This window comes from Streptomyces dioscori (genome assembly GCF_003024195.1).
Classification (GTDB): Bacteria; Actinomycetota; Actinomycetes; order Streptomycetales; family Streptomycetaceae; genus Streptomyces; species Streptomyces dioscori.
Genome location: NZ_KZ679046.1, coordinates 84,582 through 101,857, shown reverse-complemented (window position 1 = coordinate 101,857; position 17,276 = coordinate 84,582). Strand labels below are relative to the sequence as shown.

Sequence of the window (17,276 nt, the reverse complement as noted above, 5' to 3'; positions counted from 1 at the left end):
CTCTCCGTCGCTGGGAGTGGTCTTCCCGTGCGCCGCGCCCGGTGCACGCGCGCCGCACTGGCCCAACGTACCGCCGCGGAGGGCAGGTGAGCCCGGCAAACGCACCCGATCAGGGGCGGACGAGCAACTGGAAGTCGAAGGTGTAGCGGGCCGCCCGGTAGACATGGGTCCCGTACTCCACGGCCCGCCCGGTGTCGTCGTAGGCCGTGCGGCGCATGGTGAGCAGCGCCGCTCCCGCGGGTTCGTGGAGCAGTGTGCCCTCCTCCGCGGTGGCGCTGCGGGCGCCCACGGTCTGGTGGGCGCTGTGCAGGGTGATCCCGGCCGCCTTCATCAGCCGGTAGAGGCCGGTCGCCTCCAGTCTCCCGGTGTCCAGGTCGAGGAGGGTGGCGGGCAGGTGGTTGCGGAGGTGTGCCACGGGTTCGCCGTGGGTGGTGCGCAGCCGCTCCAGCACGATGACGTCCCGGCCCTCGGGGATGCCGAGGGCCGCGGCGACCTCCGCCGAGGCCGACTCGATCTCGTTGCGCAGCACCCGGGTGGCGGGGCTCTGCCCGGCGGCGGCCAGGTCGTCGTACAGGCTGCTCAGTTCGAGTGAGCGTCTGACCTGGCTGTGCACCACCTGGGTGCCGATGCCCCGGCGGCGTACCAGGAGGCCCTTGTCCACCAGGGACTGGATGGCCTGGCGGACGGTGGGCCGGGAGAGGCCGAGGCGGGCGGCGATGTCCACCTCGTTGCCCAGCAGGTCGCCCGGGGCGAGCGCCCCGTGCTCGATCGCGGACTCCAGCTGCTGGGCGAGCTGGTAGTAGAGCGGGATCGGGCTGCCCCGGTCCAGGGCGACCTCCAGCCGGTCGAAGGCCCCGGCGGTGGCCGGACGTGTGGTTCCGGTCTCTGCCACTCGTGCCCCTTCCTTCGGATGTACGTGCGTTCCTTCGGATGTGTGTGCGCGGGTGGCTCCGTCGGAGCGTCAGGAATGGCTCGGGAAGCCGAGGTTGATGCCGCCGCTGTCGGCCGGGTCGGGCCAGCGGGTGGTGATGACCTTGCCCTGGGTGTAGAAGGCGACGCCGTCGTTGCCGTAGATGTGGTGGCCGCCGAAGAGGGAGTCCTTCCAGCCGCCGAAGGAGTGGTAGCCGACGGGGACGGGGATCGGCACGTTGACGCCGACCATGCCGGCCTGGACCTCCAGCTGGAAGCGGCGGGCGGCGCCGCCGTCCCGGGTGAAGATCGCGGTGCCGTTGCCCCAGCGGGAGGCGTTGATCAGCGCGATGCCCTCGTCGTAGGTCTCGGCGCGGACCACGCACAGCACGGGGCCGAAGATCTCGTCCCGGTAGGCGTCCGCGGTGAGCGGGACCTTGTCGAGGAGCGAGACGCCGAGGAAGAAGCCGTCCTCGTGGCCGGGCACGGTGAAGCCGGTGCCGTCCACGACGACCTCGGCGCCCTGGGCGGCGGCGCCCGCGACGTACGAGGCGACCTTGTCGCGGTGCTCGCGGGTGATGAGGGGGCCCATCTCGGAGGCCGGGTCGCTGCCGGGGCCGATCTTCAGGCCCTTGGCGCGCTCGGCGATCTTCTCGACCAGTTCGTCCCCGGTGCCGCCGACGGCGACGACGACCGAGACGGCCATGCAGCGCTCGCCGGCCGAGCCGTACGCGGCGCTGATGGCCTGGTCGGCGGCGAAGTCCAGGTCGGCGTCGGGCAGGACCAGCATGTGGTTCTTGGCGCCGCCGAGAGCCTGCACGCGCTTGCCGTGCTCGATGCCCTTGATCTGGATGTACTTGGCGATGGGCGTGGAGCCGACGAAGGAGACGGCGGTGATGTCCGGGTGCTCCAGGAGCCGGTCGACGGCCGCCTTGTCGCCGTGCACGACGTTGAGCACACCGTCCGGCAGTCCGGCCTCACTGGCCAGTTCGGCCAGCCGGTAGGAGGCGGACGGGTCCTTCTCGCTGGGCTTGAGCACGAAGGTGTTGCCGCACGCGATGGCGAGCGGGAACATCCACATCGGCACCATGGCCGGGAAGTTGAACGGCGTGATGCCCGCGACGACCCCGAGGGGCTGGCGGATCGCGGCCACGTCGACCCGGGTGGAGACCTGGGTGGACAGCTCACCCTTGAGCAACTGCGGTACGGAGCAGGCGAGTTCGACGATCTCCATGCCCCGGGCGACCTCGCCGAGCGCGTCGGAGTGCACCTTGCCGTGCTCGGCGGTGATCAGCTCGGCGATCTCGTCGCGGTGCGCGTCGAGCAGTTCGCGGTACTTGAACAGGACCGAGGTGCGCTTGGCGAGCGAGGCGGTGCCCCAGCTCTCGAAGGCGGCCTTCGCGGAGGCGACGGCGGCGTCCACCTCGTCCACGGAGGCGAAGGGCACCTGCTTCTCCTGGGCGCCCGTGGCCGGGTTGTGGACGGGGCCGAAGCGGTCGGAGGCACCCGCGACGGGCTTCCCGCCGATCCAGTGGTCGATGTTCTTCATGCGGGCGGGTCCTTAATCGTGAGCTGAGCGGGGCAGGCGGGGAGCGGGCGGGATCAGAGGTGGCGGCGGCGGTCGGCGACCTGCCGCTCGTACGTCGTACGGGCGCTGGTCGCGGCCTCGCGGGAGGCGACCTCGGCGACGGGGACGTCCCACCAGGCCTCGGCGCCGGGTGAGGTGGGCGTCGGGTCGGTCTCGACGTACACGCAGGTGGGGCGGTCGGACGCGCGGGCGGTGGCCAGCGCCTCCCGCAGTTCGCCGACGGTCTTGGCGCGCAGGACGTCCATGCCGAGGCTGGCGGCGTTGGCGGCCAGGTCGACCGGCAGCGGGTCACCGGTGAAGGTGCCGTCCGGGGCCCGGTAGCGGTAGGCGGTGCCGAAGCGCTCGGCGCCCACCGCCTCGGAGAGGCCGCCGATGGACGCGTACCCGTGGTTCTGGATGAGCACCAGGTTGACGGGCAGCCCCTCCTGGACGGCCGTGACGATCTCGGTCGGCATCATGAGGTACGTGCCGTCGCCGACCAGGGACCAGACGGGCGTGCCCGGGGCGGCCTGCTGGACGCCGATGCCGGCCGGGATCTCGTAGCCCATGCAGGAGTAGCCGTACTCCAGGTGGTACTGGCGAGGGCTGCGGGCCCGCCAGAGCTTGTGCAGGTCGCCGGGGAGCGAGCCGGCCGCGTTGATCACCACGTCGTCGTCGCCGACGACGGCGTCCAGGGCGCCGAGGACCTGCGTCTGGGTGGGGACGGCGTGCTCGTCGTCGGCCCGGTAGACGGAGTCGACGACCTGCTCCCAGCGCTCCTTGCCCGCGCGGTACTCGGCCTCGTACGCCGCGTCCACGCGGTGCCCGGCGAGCGCCTCGGTGAGGGCTTCCAGACCGGCGCGGGCGTCTGCGACGAGGGTCCGCGCGCTGAGCTTGTGCGCGTCGAAAGCCGCCACGTTGAGGTTGACGAACCGGACGTCCGGTTCCTGGAAGAGGGTCGCGGAGGCGGTGGTGAAGTCGGAGTAGCGGGTGCCGACGCCGATGACCAGGTCGGCGGTGCGGGCCAGGTCGTCGGCGACGGCGGTGCCGGTGTGGCCGATGCCGCCGACGTCCGCCGGGTGGTCGTGGCGCAGCGAGCCCTTGCCGGCCTGGGTGGAGGCGACCGGGATGCCGGTGGCCTCGACGAACGCCTTGAGGGCCTGCTCGGCCTCGCTGTGGTGGACGCCGCCGCCCGCGACGACCAGGGGGCGCCGGGAGCCTCGTACGGCTTCGACCGCGGCGGCCAGCTCTGCCGGTTCGGGCACCGGGCGGCGCACGTGCCAGACCCGGTCGGCGAAGAACTCCTCGGGCCAGTCGTACGCCTCGGCCTGCACGTCCTGCGGCAGGGCGAGGGTGACGGCGCCGGTGTCGACGGGGTCGGCGAGGACCCGCATCGCGTTGAGGGCGGAGGGGATCAGCGCCTCGGGCCGGTGGATGCGGTCGAAGTAGCGGGAGACGGGGCGCAGGGTGTCGTTGACGGACAGGTCGGCCTCGATGGGGTGCTCCAGCTGCTGGAGCAGCGGATCTGCGGCGCGGGTCGCGAAGTAGTCGCCGGGCAGGAGCAGCACGGGCAGGCGGTTGATGGTGGCGAGGGCCGCGCCGGTGACGAGGTTGGTGGCGCCGGGGCCGATGGAGGTGGTGACGGCCTGGGCGGAGAGCCGGTCGAGCTGGCGGGCGTAGCCGACGGCGGCGTGCACCATGGCCTGTTCGTTGCGGCCCTGGTGGAAGGGCATGGTGTCCTCGCCGGCCTCCAGGAGCGCCTGGCCGAGGCCCGCCACGTTGCCGTGGCCGAAGATCCCCCAGGTGCCGGCGATCAGCCGGTGCCGTTCGCCGTCGCGTTCGGTGTACTGCGCGGCCAGGAAACGCACGAGTGCCTGGGCGACGGTCAGACGGAGGGTGGAGCGGCTCATCGGGTCCTCACTGGTTCGCGGAGGGGGTGGAGAGGGTCAGGGGGTCAGCCGGGGGTCGACCGGCTGGTCCGGCCAGGTGTCGCGGATCCAGGCGTGGTCGGGGTGGTCGCAGATCAGCCAGGCCCGCTCGGCGCCGGGGCCCGCCATGACGTTGAGGTAGTACATGTCGTGGCCGGGCGAGGCGATCGAGGGGCCGTGCCAGCCGTCCGGGATCAGGACGACGTCGCCGCCGCGCACCTCGGCGAGCACGTCCGTGCCGCTGCCGTTGCCGGAGGGCGTGACGCGCTGGTAGCCGAGGCCGGGGGTGCCCTCGTGGTCGGCGATCTCGAAGTAGTAGATCTCCTCCAGCTCGGACTCCTCGCCCGGCCGGTTCTCGTCGTGCTTGTGCGGCGGGTACGAGGACCAGTTGCCGCCCGGGGTGATCACCTCGACCGCGATGAGCTTGTCGCACTCGAAGACCCCGGCCGCGCCGAAGTTGTGCACCCGGCGGGAGCAGTTGCCGCTGCCGCGCAGCTCGACGGGCACGGAGTCGGCGGGGCCGTAGCGGGCCGGCAGGCGGCGTTCGCAGCGGGCCCCGGTGAGGGCGAACCGGCCGCCCTCGTCGGTGGTGAGGGCGGCGGTCGCGTCCCTGGGCACGTACACGAAGTCGCTGACGCCGCTGAACACGTCTACGCGGCCCCGTAGTTCGAACTCGTCCTGGCCGAAGTCGTCGGTGACGGCGACCGTGCAGCCGCCGCCCAGCGAGGTGACGATCCACTCGCTGTCCCCCGCGGTGAACAAGTGCGTTCCGCCGGGCGGCAGTTCGAGGACCCGGAGGCTGGAGTGGTCCCAGCCCGCGCTCTCGGGCGTCACGTCCACGGCGTACGGCCCGCTCGCGGCCTTGCCCGCGGGCAGGTGATGTGCGCTGGTCATGAGGTGTGATCCTTCCGGTGTCCGGTCACGGCGGGCTGATCCCCGGTCAGAGCAGGCCGACCGCGGTGTCCACCGCGGTCTCCACGTCGCCCTCGGCGGGATAGAGCAGGGAGCGGCCGACGACCAGACCCTGGACGGTGGGCAGCCGCAGGCACTTGCGCCACTTCTCGTACGCGCCCTCCTGGTCCCCGCCGACCTCGCCGCCGAGCAGGACGGCGGGCAGCGTGGAGGTCTCCAGGGCCGCGCCCATGTCCTCCGGGTCGCTGGTGACGGGCAGTTTCAGCCAGGTGTAGGCGGAGGTGCCGCCGAGGCCGGAGGCGATGGCGATGGAGCGGGTGACGGCCTCCGCGGAGAGGTCGTTGCGGACCTTTCCGTCGACGCGGCGGGAGATGAACGGCTCGACGAACACGGGCAGTCGGCGCGCGGCCATGTCGTCGATCGCGCGGGCGGTGGACTCCAGCGTGGTCAGCGAGCCCGGGTCGTCGTAGTCGACGCGCAGCAGCAGCTTGCCCGCGTCGAAGTTCAGCCGCTCGATGTCCTCGGCGCGGTGGCCGGTGAAGCGGTCGTCCATCTCGAAGGCCGAACCGGCCAGGCCGCCGCGGTTCATGGAGCCCATGACGACCTTGTCCTCCAGCGCGCCGAGCAGCAGGAGGTCGTCCAGGATGTCGGCGGTGGCGAGCACCCCGTCCACGCCCGGCCGGGACAGCGCGGCGCACAGGCGCTCCAGCAGGTCGGCGCGGTTGGCCATGGCCAGCTTGCGGTCGCCGACGCCGAGCGCACCGCGGGCCGGGTGGTCGGCGGCCACGATCATGAGGCGGCCGCTGTCGCCGACGAGGGGTCGCCTGCTGCGGCGGGCGGCCGCTTCGGCCACGGCCTCGGGGTGCTGGACACGCACCCTGACGAGGTCGGGGATGGTGATGCTCAAGGTCTGGCTCCGTTCGGGGTGGTGCGGGGTCGGCCGCTGGATTCTCAGCCGCGGGCGGTGACGAGTTCCTCGACCTCGGCGGCGGTCGGCATCGCGGAGGAGCAGGCGAGGCGGGAGGCCACCAGGGCGCCGGCGGCGTTGGCGTACCGCATCGTCTTCTCCAGTTCCCAGCCGGCCAGCAGGCCGTGGCAGAGCGAGCCGCCGAACGCGTCGCCCGCGCCGAGGCCGTTGACCACCTCGACGGGTACGGGCGGCACTTCGGCGGTGGTGCCGTCGCGGTGGACGGCCAGGACGCCCTTGGGGCCCTGCTTGACGACGGCCAGTTCCACACCGGCTTCGAGAAGGGCTTCGGCGCAGGCCCGCGGTTCGCGGACGCCGGTGGCGATCTCGCACTCGTCGAGGTTGCCGACGGCGACCGTGGCGTGCCGCAGGGCCTCGGTGTAGTACGGGCGGGCCTCGGCGGGGTCCTTCCAGAACATCGGGCGCCAGTCGAGGTCGAAGACGGTGGTGCCGGCCTTGTCGCGGGCCTTGAGGGCGGCGAGGGTGGCCGAGCGGCTGGGCTCCTCGCTCAGTCCGGTGCCGGTGATCCAGAAGATCTTCGCCGCCCGCAGCGCGAAGAAGTCCAGCTCGTCGGTGTGGATCACCAGGTCCGGCGCCTTGGGCTGCCGGTAGAAGTACAGCGGGAAGTCGTCGGGCGGGAAGATCTCACAGAACGTGACCGGTGTCGGGTACTCCTCGACGGGGGTGACCCAGCGGTCGTCGACCCCGAATTCCTTCAGAGCCTGGTGGAGATAGGCTCCGAAGGGATCATCACCGGTACGGCTGACGATCGCTGTGGCGCGCCCCAAACGTGCCGCGGCGACCGCCACGTTGGCCGCCGAACCGCCGAGGAACTTGCCGAAGGTCTCGACGCGGGCGAGCGGTACGCCGGTCTGCAGAGGGTAGAGGTCGACCCCGAGGCGACCCATGGTGATCAGGTCGAATGACTCGCTCATACGCGTCGCTCCTCGTGTGGATGCGGTCTTGTGGGGGTGCGGGATGCGGGGGACCGGTGTGTCCTAGGTGTAAGACCGGGGGCCGAGCCATGTCAAGACTTTGTACTTACATTCTCACGTCACCGTGAAATGATGTCTTAACAAAGTATTGACAGCGGGGCATATGAGGGACTTACATCCCCTCCCAACAGAACTGCCGAGTTTTCAAACTTCCTCTCCCTTGTCGCACAGTGAGGTGCCGGAAAGATGGACCGCACGTCTCGCCCCCGTTCCCGCAGAATCGCCCTCGTCGCCGCGGCCGCCGCGGCGGCCCTGATGGTCACCGGATGCTCCAGCGACTCGGGTGGCAAGAAGGCCGAGGAGGACTCGGGCAACGCGTCGGCCGGCAAGGCCGACACCCCCCGTATGAAGATCGCGATGATCACCCACGCGGCCGCCGGTGACACCTTCTGGGACCTCGTCCGCAAGGGAGCGGAGACCGCCGCCGCCAAGGACAACGTCGAGCTGGTCTACTCGAACAACCCGGACTCGGCCAAGCAGGCCAACCTCGTCCAGAACGCGATCGACCAGAAGGTCGACGGCATCGCGGTCACCCTCTCCAAGCCCGACGCCATGAAGGACGTCGTGGCCAAGGCCGAGAAGGCTGGCATCCCCGTCGTCGGTCTCAACGGAGGCATCGACGACTGGAAGGAGCAGGGACTCCTGTCCTACTTCGGCCAGGACGAGTTCGTCGCCGGTGAGGCCTTCGGCGAGAAGCTCAACGCACTCGGCGCCAAGAACAACATCTGCGTCATCCACGAGCAGGGCAGCGTCTCCCTGGAGGCCCGCTGCTCCGGCGTGAAGAAGACGTTCAAGGGCAAGACCACCACCCTCAACGTGAACGGCACGAACATGCCGTCCGTGAAGTCGACGATCAACGCCAAGCTCAAGCAGGACACGTCGATCGACTACGTGGTCACGCTCGGTGCCCCGTTCGCCCTGACCGCCGTGCAGTCCGTGGACGACGCGGGCAGCAAGGCGAAGGTGGCGACCTTCGACCTCAACAAGGAGATGGTCGACGCCGTCAAGGGCGGCGACATCGAGTTCGCGGTCGACCAGCAGCCCTACCTGCAGGGCTACCTGTCGGTGGACTCGCTGTGGCTCTACAAGACCAACGGCAACTTCAGCGGAGGCGGCCAGGAGCCCGTGCTCACCGGCCCGGCGTTCGTCGACAAGGACAACGTGGACGACATAGCCAAGTTCGCCTCGAAGGGTACTCGGTGACACCCATGACCCAGGCAACGGCACCGGCGGCGAGTTCCTCGCCGCCGGCTTCGCCGGCCGCCCCCAAGGACGGCCGGACCTCGGAACGGTCACTGGCCCGCCGCCTGGCGGCCCGCCCGGAGATCGGCGCCCTCATCGCGGCGATCGTCGTCTACATCTTCTTCTTCGCGGTCGCCTCCCCGTTCCGTGAGGCGAGCTCGCTGGCCAACGTGCTCTACGAGGCCTCCGTGATGGGCATCATGGCCCTGCCGGTGGCCCTGCTGATGATCGGCGGCGAGTTCGACCTCTCCGCCGGTGTGGCCGTGACCACCTCCGCGCTCACAGCGAGCATGTGGAGCTTCCAACTGTCCATGAACGTGTGGACCGGCGTCATCGTCGCCCTGGTGGTGGCGCTGGCGATCGGCGCGTTCAACGGCTACATGCTGGTACGCACCGGACTGCCCTCGTTCCTCATCACGCTGGGCACGTTCCTGATCCTCCAGGGCGCCAACCTCGCCATCACCAAGCTCTTCACCGGCAACGTCGCCACCGACTCCATCAGCGACATGGACGGCTTCGACCAGGCCAAGAGCATCTTCGCCTCCGAGATAACCATCGGCGGGGTCGACGTCAAGATCACCGTCTTCTACTGGCTGGTCCTCGCCGCCCTCGCCACCTGGCTGCTGCTGCGCACCAAGTTCGGCAACTGGATCTTCGCCACCGGCGGCAGCCAGGAGAGCGCCCGCGCGGTCGGCGTACCGGTCACCTTCACCAAGATCGCCCTGTTCATGGGCGTCGGCGCCGGCGCCTGGTTCGTCGGCATGCACATCCTGTTCTCGTTCAACACCGTCCAGTCCGGTGAGGGCGTGGGCAACGAGTTCCTGTACATCATCGCCGCGGTCATCGGCGGCTGCCTGCTCACCGGCGGCTACGGCTCCGCGATCGGCGCCGTCATCGGCGCGTTCATCTTCGGCATGGTCTCCCAGGGCATCGTGTACGCCAACTGGAACCCCGACTGGTTCAAGGCCTTCCTCGGCGTCATGCTCCTGCTCGCCGCCCTCGTCAATCTGTGGGTCCGCCGCCAGGCAACCCGGAGGTAACCCATGACCGACCACCCCACCTCCAGCGACGACGCCACCCCCGTCCAGGACGCGCCGAAGGACACACCCGCGGCCGCGCCCGGCGACGCCCGGCCGATCGTGCGGCTGCGCGGGGCCGGCAAGGCGTACGGCAACGTCCGCGCCCTGCACGGCGTGGACCTGTCCGTCCACCCCGGCCAGGTCACCTGTGTGCTCGGTGACAACGGCGCCGGCAAGTCGACGCTCATCAAAATCATCTCCGGCCTGCACCAGCACACCGAGGGCGAGTTCCTCATCGACGGCGAGGCGGTGCACCTGAGCACCCCGCGCGAGGCCCTCGACAAGGGCATCGCCACCGTCTACCAGGACCTGGCCACCGTGCCGTTGATGCCCGTGTGGCGGAACTTCTTCCTCGGCTCCGAACTGACCAAGGGCCCCTGGCCCGTGCGCCGCCTCGACATCGCGGCGATGAAGCAGACCGCGGACACCGAACTGCGCGCCATGGGCATCGTCCTGGACGACCTCGACCAGCCGATCGGCACCCTGTCCGGCGGCCAGCGCCAGTCCGTGGCCATCGCGCGCGCCGTCTACTTCGGCGCCCGCGTGCTCATCCTCGACGAGCCCACCGCCGCCCTGGGCGTCAAGCAGTCCGGCGTGGTGCTCAAGTACATCGCCGCCGCCCGCGACCGCGGCCTCGGCGTCATCTTCATCACCCACAACCCGCACCACGCCTACATGGTCGGCGACCACTTCAGCGTCCTACGCCTCGGCACGATGGAACTCTCCGCGTCCCGCGCGGACGTCACCCTCGAAGAGCTCACCAACCACATGGCAGGCGGCGCCGAACTCGCCGCTTTGAAACACGAGTTGGCGCAGGTGCGCGGCGTGGACGTGGCAGGGCTCCCCGAGGAGCAGGACCTCCAGGCCTCCGGCGCGGCATCGAAGGGGACGTCCTGATGGCGGGCGTGCTCGGAGTGGCCGTCATCGGCACCGGCAGGATGGGGGCCGACCATGTGCGCCGGCTCCACGAGGTGACCAGCGGGGCCCGCGTGGCCGCCGTCGCCGACGTCGACGCGGAACGGGTCAAGCGGATCGCCGACGGCATCGAGGGCTGCTCCGCGCACACCGACCCGGCCGCCGCGATGGCCGCGGACGGCGTCGACGCCGTGCTGATCGCCTCGCCGGGCCCCGCCCACGAGGCGGCCCTGCTCGCCGCGTTCGAGCACGACCTGCCGGTGCTGTGCGAGAAGCCCCTCACACCCGGCTCCGCCTCGGCGCTGCGCGTCCTGGAGGCCGAACAGCGGCTCGGGCACCGCAGGGTGCAGGTGGGCTTCATGCGCCGGTACGACGCCGAGTACGTGAAGCTCAAGTCGCTGCTGGAGACCGGCCAGCTGGGCCGCCCTCTGATGCTGCACAACCGGCACCGCAATGTGGCGACCCCGCCCGGGTTCACCAGCGAGATGCTCATCAACGACTCCGTCGTGCACGAGATGGACATCACCCGCTGGCTGCTCGGCCAGGAGATCACCGCGGTCACCGTGCTGAAGCCGACCCCTTCGGGCAACGCGCCCGAAGGGCTGCAGGACCCGCAACTGGTCCTCTTCGAGACCGCCGGCGGCGCGGTCGTGGACGTCGAGATCAATGTCAACTGCGGCTTCGGCTACCAGGTGCAGGCCGAAGTGGTCTGCGAGCGCGGCACGGCCCGGATCGGTGACGGACACTCCCTCGTCACCAACATGGCGGGCCGCTGGGGCGGGACCATCGCGCAGGACTTCACGGAGCGCTTCGAGGACGCGTACGACCGGCAGATGCAGGCATGGGTGGACGCCACGCGGCGCGGCGAGATCACGGGCCCCTCGGCGTGGGACGGCTATGCCACGGCGGCGGTCTGTGAGGCGGGGGTGCGTGCGCAGCAGGAGGGCGGCCGGGTAGAGGTGGAGCTCGCGAAACGCCCACCGTTCTACGCCTGACGCCCTTCGGGCAGAGATCCCCGTGCGGGCCGGTGGATGCGGACCCAAAAGATTGCGCAGTTCCCCGCGCCCCTGAAAAACCGTGTTCATCCGCGGGCCGGTGGGGGTTGCTCGCGCCGTTCCCCGCGCCCCTGAAGACGACGTTCGTCTGCGGGCGGTGGGGGTTGGCCGCGCCGTTCCCCGCGCCCCTCGGGGAGGGGCTGCGCCCCGTCCCACCCAGGGGCGCGGGGAACGGCGCAGTCTTTTCGTCTTTGGCTTTTAGGGGCGCGGGGAACGGCGCAATCTTTTCGCTTTGAGGCGCACGGGCAGCGGCGCGCCCCCTCAACCCTCAGGGGCGCGGGGAACGGCGCAGTCTTTTGTCTTTGCCTTTAGGGGCGCGGGGAACTGCGCGGCCAGCCACAGCGCACCCGCGCCCGAAGAACCACGCCCAACCACCCCGCCCCATCCCACCCCACCCCCTCAGCTGGAGCGCCGCTCACCCGCCTCCCTCAAAGCCGTGCGCAACCGCCCCACCCCCCACCCCTCCCGCAACGCGAGCCGCACAACATCCGCCTGGGACGCCGGCGCCAGCCCACCCACCGGTGGATCGGAGTCCAGGTCGGTCGGAAAGGCATACCCTTCCGCGCTGGCCGCCACCACCGCCTCCAGCCACTCCGGACCCGCCCCCGCCGCGGCCCGAGCGACCAGCACCGGATAGACCGCGTTCGACACGGCCTCCCGGTCGACGCTCTCCATCGCCCGCCCGAACGCGGAGGACACCTGCAGCAGGTTGGCCATCCGCCGGATGTCCGCCGACGTGTTGTGCCCGGCGGCATGGAAGAGCGCGGGGTTGAAGAACACCGCGTCCCCCGCCGCGAGCGGCAGTTGCACGTGATGTGCCTCGAAGTACTCGTGGAACTCGGGCAGCCGCCAGGCCAGATAACCGGGCTCGTACTTCTGCGAGTGCGGCAGGTACATCGTGGGACCGGACTCGACGGGCATGTCGCAGTGGGCGACCGCCCCCTGGAGCGTCAGCACGGGCGAGAGCCGGTGCACGTGCGCCGGATACGCGGCGGCGACCTCGTTGCTCAGGAAGCCCAGGTGGTAGTCGCGGTGCACGGTCTGCGCGGCCCCGCCCGGGTTCACGACGTTGACCTGTGAGGTGACCTGGTAGCCGGGCCCGAGCCAGGCCAGGGACACCAGGGCGAGGATGTCGTTGGCGTAGTAGTCGGCGAACGCCTCCGGATCCAGCAGGGCCGCCTTCTGCAGCGCGTTCCAGACCCGGTCGTTGGCTCCCGGCTTCGCGAAGTGGTCGCCCGCGACGGCCCCCGAGGCACGCTGCTCGGCGATCAGCGCGTCGAAGACCCTGGTCGCCCGGTCGAGGACCGCGCGGTCGGGGAAGGCGCCTTTGAGGACGACGATGCCGGGCCCGTCGGCGAGCGCCCGGACCAGCTCCGCCTGTACGTTCCGGCGACCTTCGGGCGTCCGCACCTCGGCGCGCAGGCTCCCGCTGTCGTACAGCAGGACGTTCCGCTCGACGGCGGCGGCGTACGGGTAGTCGGCCGGGTCGGTGTCCCGCTCGACCAGTTCACGCAATCCGTCGAGGTCGCAGTCGTCCTCGGACAGCCAGGTGCGGGGTCCTGAAAGGGTGCTGGACATCGTCGTCCTTTCGGGGTGGTCCTTGCGGACATCGCGGCGAACCGTTTGGCATCGCGGCGACGCTTCGCAGTCATTCTCATGACGCCGCACCCCTCAGGCAATCGTCACCGAACCATCAAAAACCCCTCAGGGAACCGTCTTCAGCCGTTGGGGCGCAGCGTCCAGACGACCGTCATCTCGCCGGTGACGGCGCCGTCCTCGCGCTGGATGGCGACGGCAACCGGGAACTCCGGGCGCAGGCCGGCGTCGAGTTCGGCGACGACGTCGGCGGCGGGCCGCCCCAGGGTGGCGGTGGCCGTGACAGGTCCTCTGGCCAGCTTCCTGAACGCGATCTCGGCGGTCACGGGCAGCGGTACGGCCCGCGCGAGCTGGTCCCCGAACGCGGCCAGCACGACCGCCCCGCTCGCCGATTCCCCCAGGGTGAACATCGCTCCGGCGTGGGGTCCGCCCACGTGGTTGTGGTACTCGCTCTGGTCGGGCAGTGCGAGTACGGCCTTCTCCGGAGTGGTTTCGAGGTACTCCAGTTTCAGGGTCCGGACCATCGGCACGGTGGCGGCGAGCATCTCGCCGACAGACATCTGATCTGCGCTCATGGCCGCACGTTACCCGCGAGTAGCGAATCTTGAACAGGTTCCTGGACGGGATCTCGAACACATGACGTCCGCACTCGCGGATGATCCGGTACGTGCCTGATGAGGGGCAGTGACCCAACCGTGTCCCGTGCGGCACTAGTGTTACTGGCCATGTGGCCAGGAAATCAGCCGCCCGGGGGCGAGCAGAACCCGCAGGACCAGAACCAGAACCCGTACCAGCAGCCGGGGTACCAGCAGCCGAATCCGTATCAGCAGCCCGGATATCAGCAGCCCGGGTACCAGACCGGACCCCAGCCGCAGAGCCCGTACACGCAGCCGGGGCAGCCCGGCTGGACCGCGCCCGGTGCGCCGCAGCCCCCCGAGGGCGGCGGCAGGAACAGGACGAAGATCGTAGCGATCGTGGCCGCCGCGGCCGTCGTCGTCGCGGCCGGTGTCACGGGCGTGCTGGTCCTGGGCGGCGACAAGGACGACGAGGCCGGCGGCGACAAGGACGGCAAGGCGAAGCGGCCGTCGGCGAGCGCGACCAAGGATCCGAGCGCGTCCGCGTCCGCCGAGGAGGACAACCCGCGCGGCACGGACGCCGAGAAGCCGACGGTCGCGGGCTGGAAGGTCGTCATCAACCCGCGCTTCGGGACGATGTTCGACGTGCCCGCCGAGTGGGAGATCGAGAGCACCGACACGAGCGTCGGCTTCGAGTGGGAGGAGAAGGGCAAGACCGACCGCACCACGGTCACCGCCCCCGCCTACCTCAAGTCCAAGTGGTGCACCAGCGACAGCGACAAGGACGGCCGCGAGGAGGACACGGCGCTGGTCACGGCCGGAACGCGCGGCGAGAACGGCGCCAAGGACGCGGCCGAGGCGGCCGAGACCCGCGTACCGTGGTGGATCTTCGGCGGCTACACGCAGCCCGACAAGAAGAGCGTGAAGTGGGACAAGGCGAAGGACTACACGACGAAGTCGGGCCTCAAGGGCAGCGTCGCCAACGCGCACTCCAGCAACACGCCGCAGAACGGGAAGTGTGACAGCGAGGGCAAGGCCATCACCTTCGCCTTCAAGAACAGCGCGGGCGACTACGTCACCTGGAACCTGTTCGGCGCCCAGGGTGTCAAGGACGAGATCCCCGACGCGACCGTCCAGAAGATCCTGAGCACGGTGCGGCTGACCAAGGACGCGCCGACGGACGGCTGAGGCCGCGGCGAAGCGGGGCCACACGGGAAACGGCCCGGAACAGGCCGACAATCAGTTTGGCAAGTCGGCCTGTCGGCGGCGATAGTCGCCAGGTGAAACCCGCCGCCGACTCCTCCACCGGTTCCGCCGCCGGACCGCGCCGCCCCTCCTGGGCGGGCCGCAACTACGTCCTGCTGACCGCCGCCGCGGTCGTGACGAACCTGGGCAGCCAGGGTGCGTTGATCGCGGCGGCGTTCGCCGTCCTGGACGAGGGCGGCGACGGCGGCGACGTGGGCCTGGTGGCGGCGGCCCGCACCCTGCCCCTCGTCCTCTTCCTGCTGATCGGCGGCGCGGTCGCGGACCGGCTGCCCCGGCACCACGTGATGGTCGCGGCCAACACCCTCAACTGTCTCTCCCAGGCGGCCTTCGCGGCCCTCGTGCTCGCCGGTGAGCCGCAGCTCTGGCAGATGATGCTCCTCACCGCGCTCGGCGGCACCGGCCAGGCGTTCTTCGCCCCGGCCGCCGAGGGCATGCTGCTCTCCTCCGTCAGCGGCAAGCAGGCGAACCGCGCCTTCGCCGTGTTCCGCCTCGCGATGCACGGCGCCGGCCTCGGCGGCGCGGCGCTCGGCGGTGTCATGGTCGCGCTGGCCGGACCGGGCTGGGTGCTCGCCGTGGACGCGCTGGCCTTCGCGGTCGCGGGCGCCCTGCGGGCCTTCCTCGACGTCGGCCACATACCGCCCCGGGTGCCGGGCACCGGTCTGCTCACCGACCTCCGCGACGGCTGGCGGGAGGTCGTGGGGCGGCCCTGGCTGTGGGCGATCGTCGCGCAGTTCTCGGTCGTGGTCGCCGTCGTCGGCGCCGCCGAGGCGGTGTACGGCCCTCTGGTGGCCCGGGACAGCCTCGGGGGCGCCGGTCCCTGGGGCCTGGCCCTCGGCGCGTTCGGCGCGGGCACCGTCGGGGGCGCGCTGCTGATGATGCGCTGGAAACCCCGCAGACTGCTCCTCGCCGGCACGCTCTGCGTGTTCCCGCTCGCCCTGCCGTCCGCCGCGCTCGCCGTGCCGGCCCCGGTCGGCGTCCTGTGCGGGGTGATGTTCGTGACCGGCGTCGCCATCGAGGTGTTCGGCGTCTCCTGGATGACCGCGCTGCACCAGGAGATCCCGGAGGACAAGCTCTCCCGCGTCTCGGCGTACGACTGGTTCGGCTCGATCGCCATGGTCCCGCTCGCCACCGCCCTCGCGGGCCCGGCCGAGTCCGTCTTCGGACGTCCGGCGGCCCTGTGGGGCTGCGCGGTCCTGGTCGTCGTGGTGACGGCGGCGGTCCTCCTCGTGCCCGACGTACGCAATCTGACGCGTCGTACGAAGGAGGTCGCGCAGGGGATCCCGGCGAAGAGCGAGCAGGCGAGCCCGGCGCACTCCGAGAACTGAGCGAGCCGTCCCCCGTCCGCCGACGGGGCTGCTCAGCCGACGCTGAACGCCCCGGACGGCGGCTCGGGCGACGGCACCGCGTCCTCGTCCCGTACGGGCTTCGCGTCCCCGATGAAGACCCGCAGCGTGTCCCCGTGTTCGACGCGCGCCGGAAAGGCGTCGGAGGCCGTGCGGCGCATGAGGGCGGCGGTGTCGAGCGGCCGGTGCGAGGCCACGAGCACCGCGTTCCCGAAGCGGCGCCCGCGCAGCACGCCCGGCTCGGCGATCAGCGCCAGCTCCTCGAACACGGTGGAGAACGTGGCGAGCTGGGAGCGCAGGAAGACGAAGGGTGAGGCGTCGGCGAGATTGGCCAGGTACACGCCGTCGCCCCGCAGGACGCGCGCCGTCTCCCGCGCGTACGCCTCCGAGGTCAGGTGCGCCGGTACCCGGGAGCCGCCGAAGACGTCGGCGATCAGGACGTCGGCCGAGGCGGCGGGGGCGTCTTCGAGCCAGGCGCGGGCGTCGGCGCCGTGCAGCGCGATGCCCGCGTCCTCGGGGACGGGCAACTTCTCGACGACGAGGTCCAGGAGCCCCCTGTCGGCCTCCACCACGTCCTGCCGGGATCCCGGCCGGGTCGCGGCGAGGTAGCGGGGCAGGGTGAGCGCGCCGCCGCCGAGGTGCAGCGCGTCCAGCGGGAGCCCCGGCCGCGCGACCGTGTCGAGGACGTGCCCGAGCCGTCGCGCGTACTCGAACTCCAGGTACGTCGGCTCGTCGAGGTCGACGTACGACTGGGGCGCCCCGTCGACCGTCAGCAGCCAGGCGCGCTCGCGGTCGATGTCCGGCATCAGCTTGGCGGTCCCGTGGTCCACGGTCCTGGTCACGGGTATCGGCTCGTCCACGCACCCATTGTGCCGCCGCCGCGCGGGCGGGCGCCCGCCTTCCGCACGGAAGGGAAGCTTCCGCACG

At 71.1% G+C, this 17,276-nt stretch carries 15 protein-coding genes; 6 read left to right on the top strand and 9 right to left on the bottom strand.

The features are described 5' to 3' along the window. Positions 1-109: 109 nt before the first annotated feature. The 6 genes from C6Y14_RS23150 to iolC all read right to left on the bottom strand — a co-directional run bounded on the left by C6Y14_RS23150 (position 110) and on the right by iolC (position 7,218). On the bottom strand, positions 110-892 hold the full coding sequence (locus C6Y14_RS23150; protein WP_107018711.1) for a GntR family transcriptional regulator: 783 nt from the start codon (positions 890-892) through the stop codon (positions 110-112). A gap of 69 nt (positions 893-961) precedes the next feature. Further along, positions 962-2,458 (bottom strand): CoA-acylating methylmalonate-semialdehyde dehydrogenase, encoded by a 1,497-nt coding sequence (locus C6Y14_RS23145; RefSeq protein WP_107018710.1) that lies wholly within the window; start codon positions 2,456-2,458, stop codon positions 962-964. Between the two features lie 53 nt (positions 2,459-2,511). Then, positions 2,512-4,386, bottom strand: coding sequence for a 3D-(3,5/4)-trihydroxycyclohexane-1,2-dione acylhydrolase (decyclizing) (gene iolD / locus C6Y14_RS23140; protein WP_107018709.1), 1,875 nt, complete (start codon positions 4,384-4,386; stop codon positions 2,512-2,514). A gap of 36 nt (positions 4,387-4,422) precedes the next feature. Next, positions 4,423-5,298 (bottom strand): 5-deoxy-glucuronate isomerase, encoded by an 876-nt coding sequence (gene iolB / locus C6Y14_RS23135; protein ID WP_107018708.1) that lies wholly within the window; start codon positions 5,296-5,298, stop codon positions 4,423-4,425. A gap of 46 nt (positions 5,299-5,344) precedes the next feature. Beyond that, the gene (locus C6Y14_RS23130; RefSeq protein WP_107018707.1) at positions 5,345-6,223 is read right to left on the bottom strand and encodes a Cgl0159 family (beta/alpha)8-fold protein; all 879 of its coding nucleotides are present in this window, start codon (positions 6,221-6,223) and stop codon (positions 5,345-5,347) included. Between the two features lie 44 nt (positions 6,224-6,267). Then, the gene (iolC, locus tag C6Y14_RS23125; protein ID WP_107018706.1) at positions 6,268-7,218 is read right to left on the bottom strand and encodes a 5-dehydro-2-deoxygluconokinase; all 951 of its coding nucleotides are present in this window, start codon (positions 7,216-7,218) and stop codon (positions 6,268-6,270) included. Between the two features lie 246 nt (positions 7,219-7,464). On the opposite strand from iolC, the gene C6Y14_RS23120 reads away from it, so the two are divergent. Genes C6Y14_RS23120 through C6Y14_RS23105 form a run of 4 tightly spaced genes read left to right on the top strand, consistent with a single transcriptional unit; the run spans position 7,465 to position 11,509 of the window. After that, complete coding sequence (locus C6Y14_RS23120; RefSeq protein ID WP_107018705.1) at positions 7,465-8,481, top strand: sugar ABC transporter substrate-binding protein; 1,017 nt, start codon at positions 7,465-7,467, stop codon at positions 8,479-8,481. 5 nt (positions 8,482-8,486) lie between these two features. Further along, the gene (locus tag C6Y14_RS23115) at positions 8,487-9,560 is read left to right on the top strand and encodes an ABC transporter permease (protein ID WP_107018704.1); all 1,074 of its coding nucleotides are present in this window, start codon (positions 8,487-8,489) and stop codon (positions 9,558-9,560) included. Positions 9,561-9,563: 3 nt separating this feature from the next. Further along, complete coding sequence (locus tag C6Y14_RS23110) at positions 9,564-10,496, top strand: ATP-binding cassette domain-containing protein (RefSeq protein WP_107018703.1); 933 nt, start codon at positions 9,564-9,566, stop codon at positions 10,494-10,496. After that, positions 10,496-11,509 (top strand): Gfo/Idh/MocA family protein, encoded by a 1,014-nt coding sequence (locus C6Y14_RS23105; protein ID WP_107018702.1) that lies wholly within the window; start codon positions 10,496-10,498, stop codon positions 11,507-11,509. Before C6Y14_RS23110 ends, C6Y14_RS23105 begins: the two co-directional genes overlap by 1 nt. Before the next feature lie 459 nt (positions 11,510-11,968). On the opposite strand, the gene C6Y14_RS23100 is transcribed toward C6Y14_RS23105, so the two are convergent. Together C6Y14_RS23100 and C6Y14_RS23095 are read right to left on the bottom strand one after the other, a co-directional pair. After that, the gene (locus C6Y14_RS23100; protein ID WP_107018701.1) at positions 11,969-13,147 is read right to left on the bottom strand and encodes a phytanoyl-CoA dioxygenase family protein; all 1,179 of its coding nucleotides are present in this window, start codon (positions 13,145-13,147) and stop codon (positions 11,969-11,971) included. Positions 13,148-13,287: 140 nt separating this feature from the next. Further along, on the bottom strand, positions 13,288-13,725 hold the full coding sequence (locus tag C6Y14_RS23095) for a DUF4442 domain-containing protein (protein WP_107018700.1): 438 nt from the start codon (positions 13,723-13,725) through the stop codon (positions 13,288-13,290). 165 nt (positions 13,726-13,890) lie between these two features. On the opposite strand from C6Y14_RS23095, the gene C6Y14_RS23090 reads away from it, so the two are divergent. Both C6Y14_RS23090 and C6Y14_RS23085 read left to right on the top strand, forming a co-directional pair. Beyond that, positions 13,891-14,928, top strand: a complete 1,038-nt coding sequence (locus C6Y14_RS23090; protein ID WP_107018699.1) for a hypothetical protein — start codon at positions 13,891-13,893, stop codon at positions 14,926-14,928. Positions 14,929-15,020: 92 nt separating this feature from the next. Further along, the gene (locus tag C6Y14_RS23085) at positions 15,021-16,331 is read left to right on the top strand and encodes an MFS transporter (RefSeq protein WP_107018698.1); all 1,311 of its coding nucleotides are present in this window, start codon (positions 15,021-15,023) and stop codon (positions 16,329-16,331) included. 32 nt (positions 16,332-16,363) lie between these two features. Here the strand turns inward: C6Y14_RS23085 and C6Y14_RS23080 are convergent, their stop codons facing one another. Continuing rightward, positions 16,364-17,209: a spermidine synthase gene (locus tag C6Y14_RS23080; protein ID WP_107018697.1), complete on the bottom strand. Its 846-nt coding sequence runs from the start codon at positions 17,207-17,209 to the stop codon at positions 16,364-16,366. Positions 17,210-17,276: the final 67 nt, after the last annotated feature.

Bases quoted from the DNA above. Each gene is read 5' to 3' on its own strand.
- C6Y14_RS23100 (WP_107018701.1), bottom strand. From the start codon at position 13,147: ATGTCCAGCACCCTTTCAGGACCCCGCACCTGGCTGTCCGAGGACGAC.
- C6Y14_RS23095 (WP_107018700.1), bottom strand. From the start codon at position 13,725: ATGTCTGTCGGCGAGATGCTCGCCGCCACCGTGCCGATGGTCCGGACC.
- C6Y14_RS23145 (WP_107018710.1), bottom strand. From the start codon at position 2,458: ATGAAGAACATCGACCACTGGATCGGCGGGAAGCCCGTCGCGGGTGCC.
- C6Y14_RS23115 (WP_107018704.1), top strand. From the start codon at position 8,487: ATGACCCAGGCAACGGCACCGGCGGCGAGTTCCTCGCCGCCGGCTTCG.
- C6Y14_RS23090 (WP_107018699.1), top strand. From the start codon at position 13,891: ATGTGGCCAGGAAATCAGCCGCCCGGGGGCGAGCAGAACCCGCAGGAC.
- C6Y14_RS23105 (WP_107018702.1), top strand. From the start codon at position 10,496: ATGGCGGGCGTGCTCGGAGTGGCCGTCATCGGCACCGGCAGGATGGGG.
- C6Y14_RS23110 (WP_107018703.1), top strand. From the start codon at position 9,564: ATGACCGACCACCCCACCTCCAGCGACGACGCCACCCCCGTCCAGGAC.
- C6Y14_RS23120 (WP_107018705.1), top strand. From the start codon at position 7,465: ATGGACCGCACGTCTCGCCCCCGTTCCCGCAGAATCGCCCTCGTCGCC.
- iolD (WP_107018709.1), bottom strand. From the start codon at position 4,386: ATGAGCCGCTCCACCCTCCGTCTGACCGTCGCCCAGGCACTCGTGCGT.
- iolC (WP_107018706.1), bottom strand. From the start codon at position 7,218: ATGAGCGAGTCATTCGACCTGATCACCATGGGTCGCCTCGGGGTCGAC.
- iolB (WP_107018708.1), bottom strand. From the start codon at position 5,298: ATGACCAGCGCACATCACCTGCCCGCGGGCAAGGCCGCGAGCGGGCCG.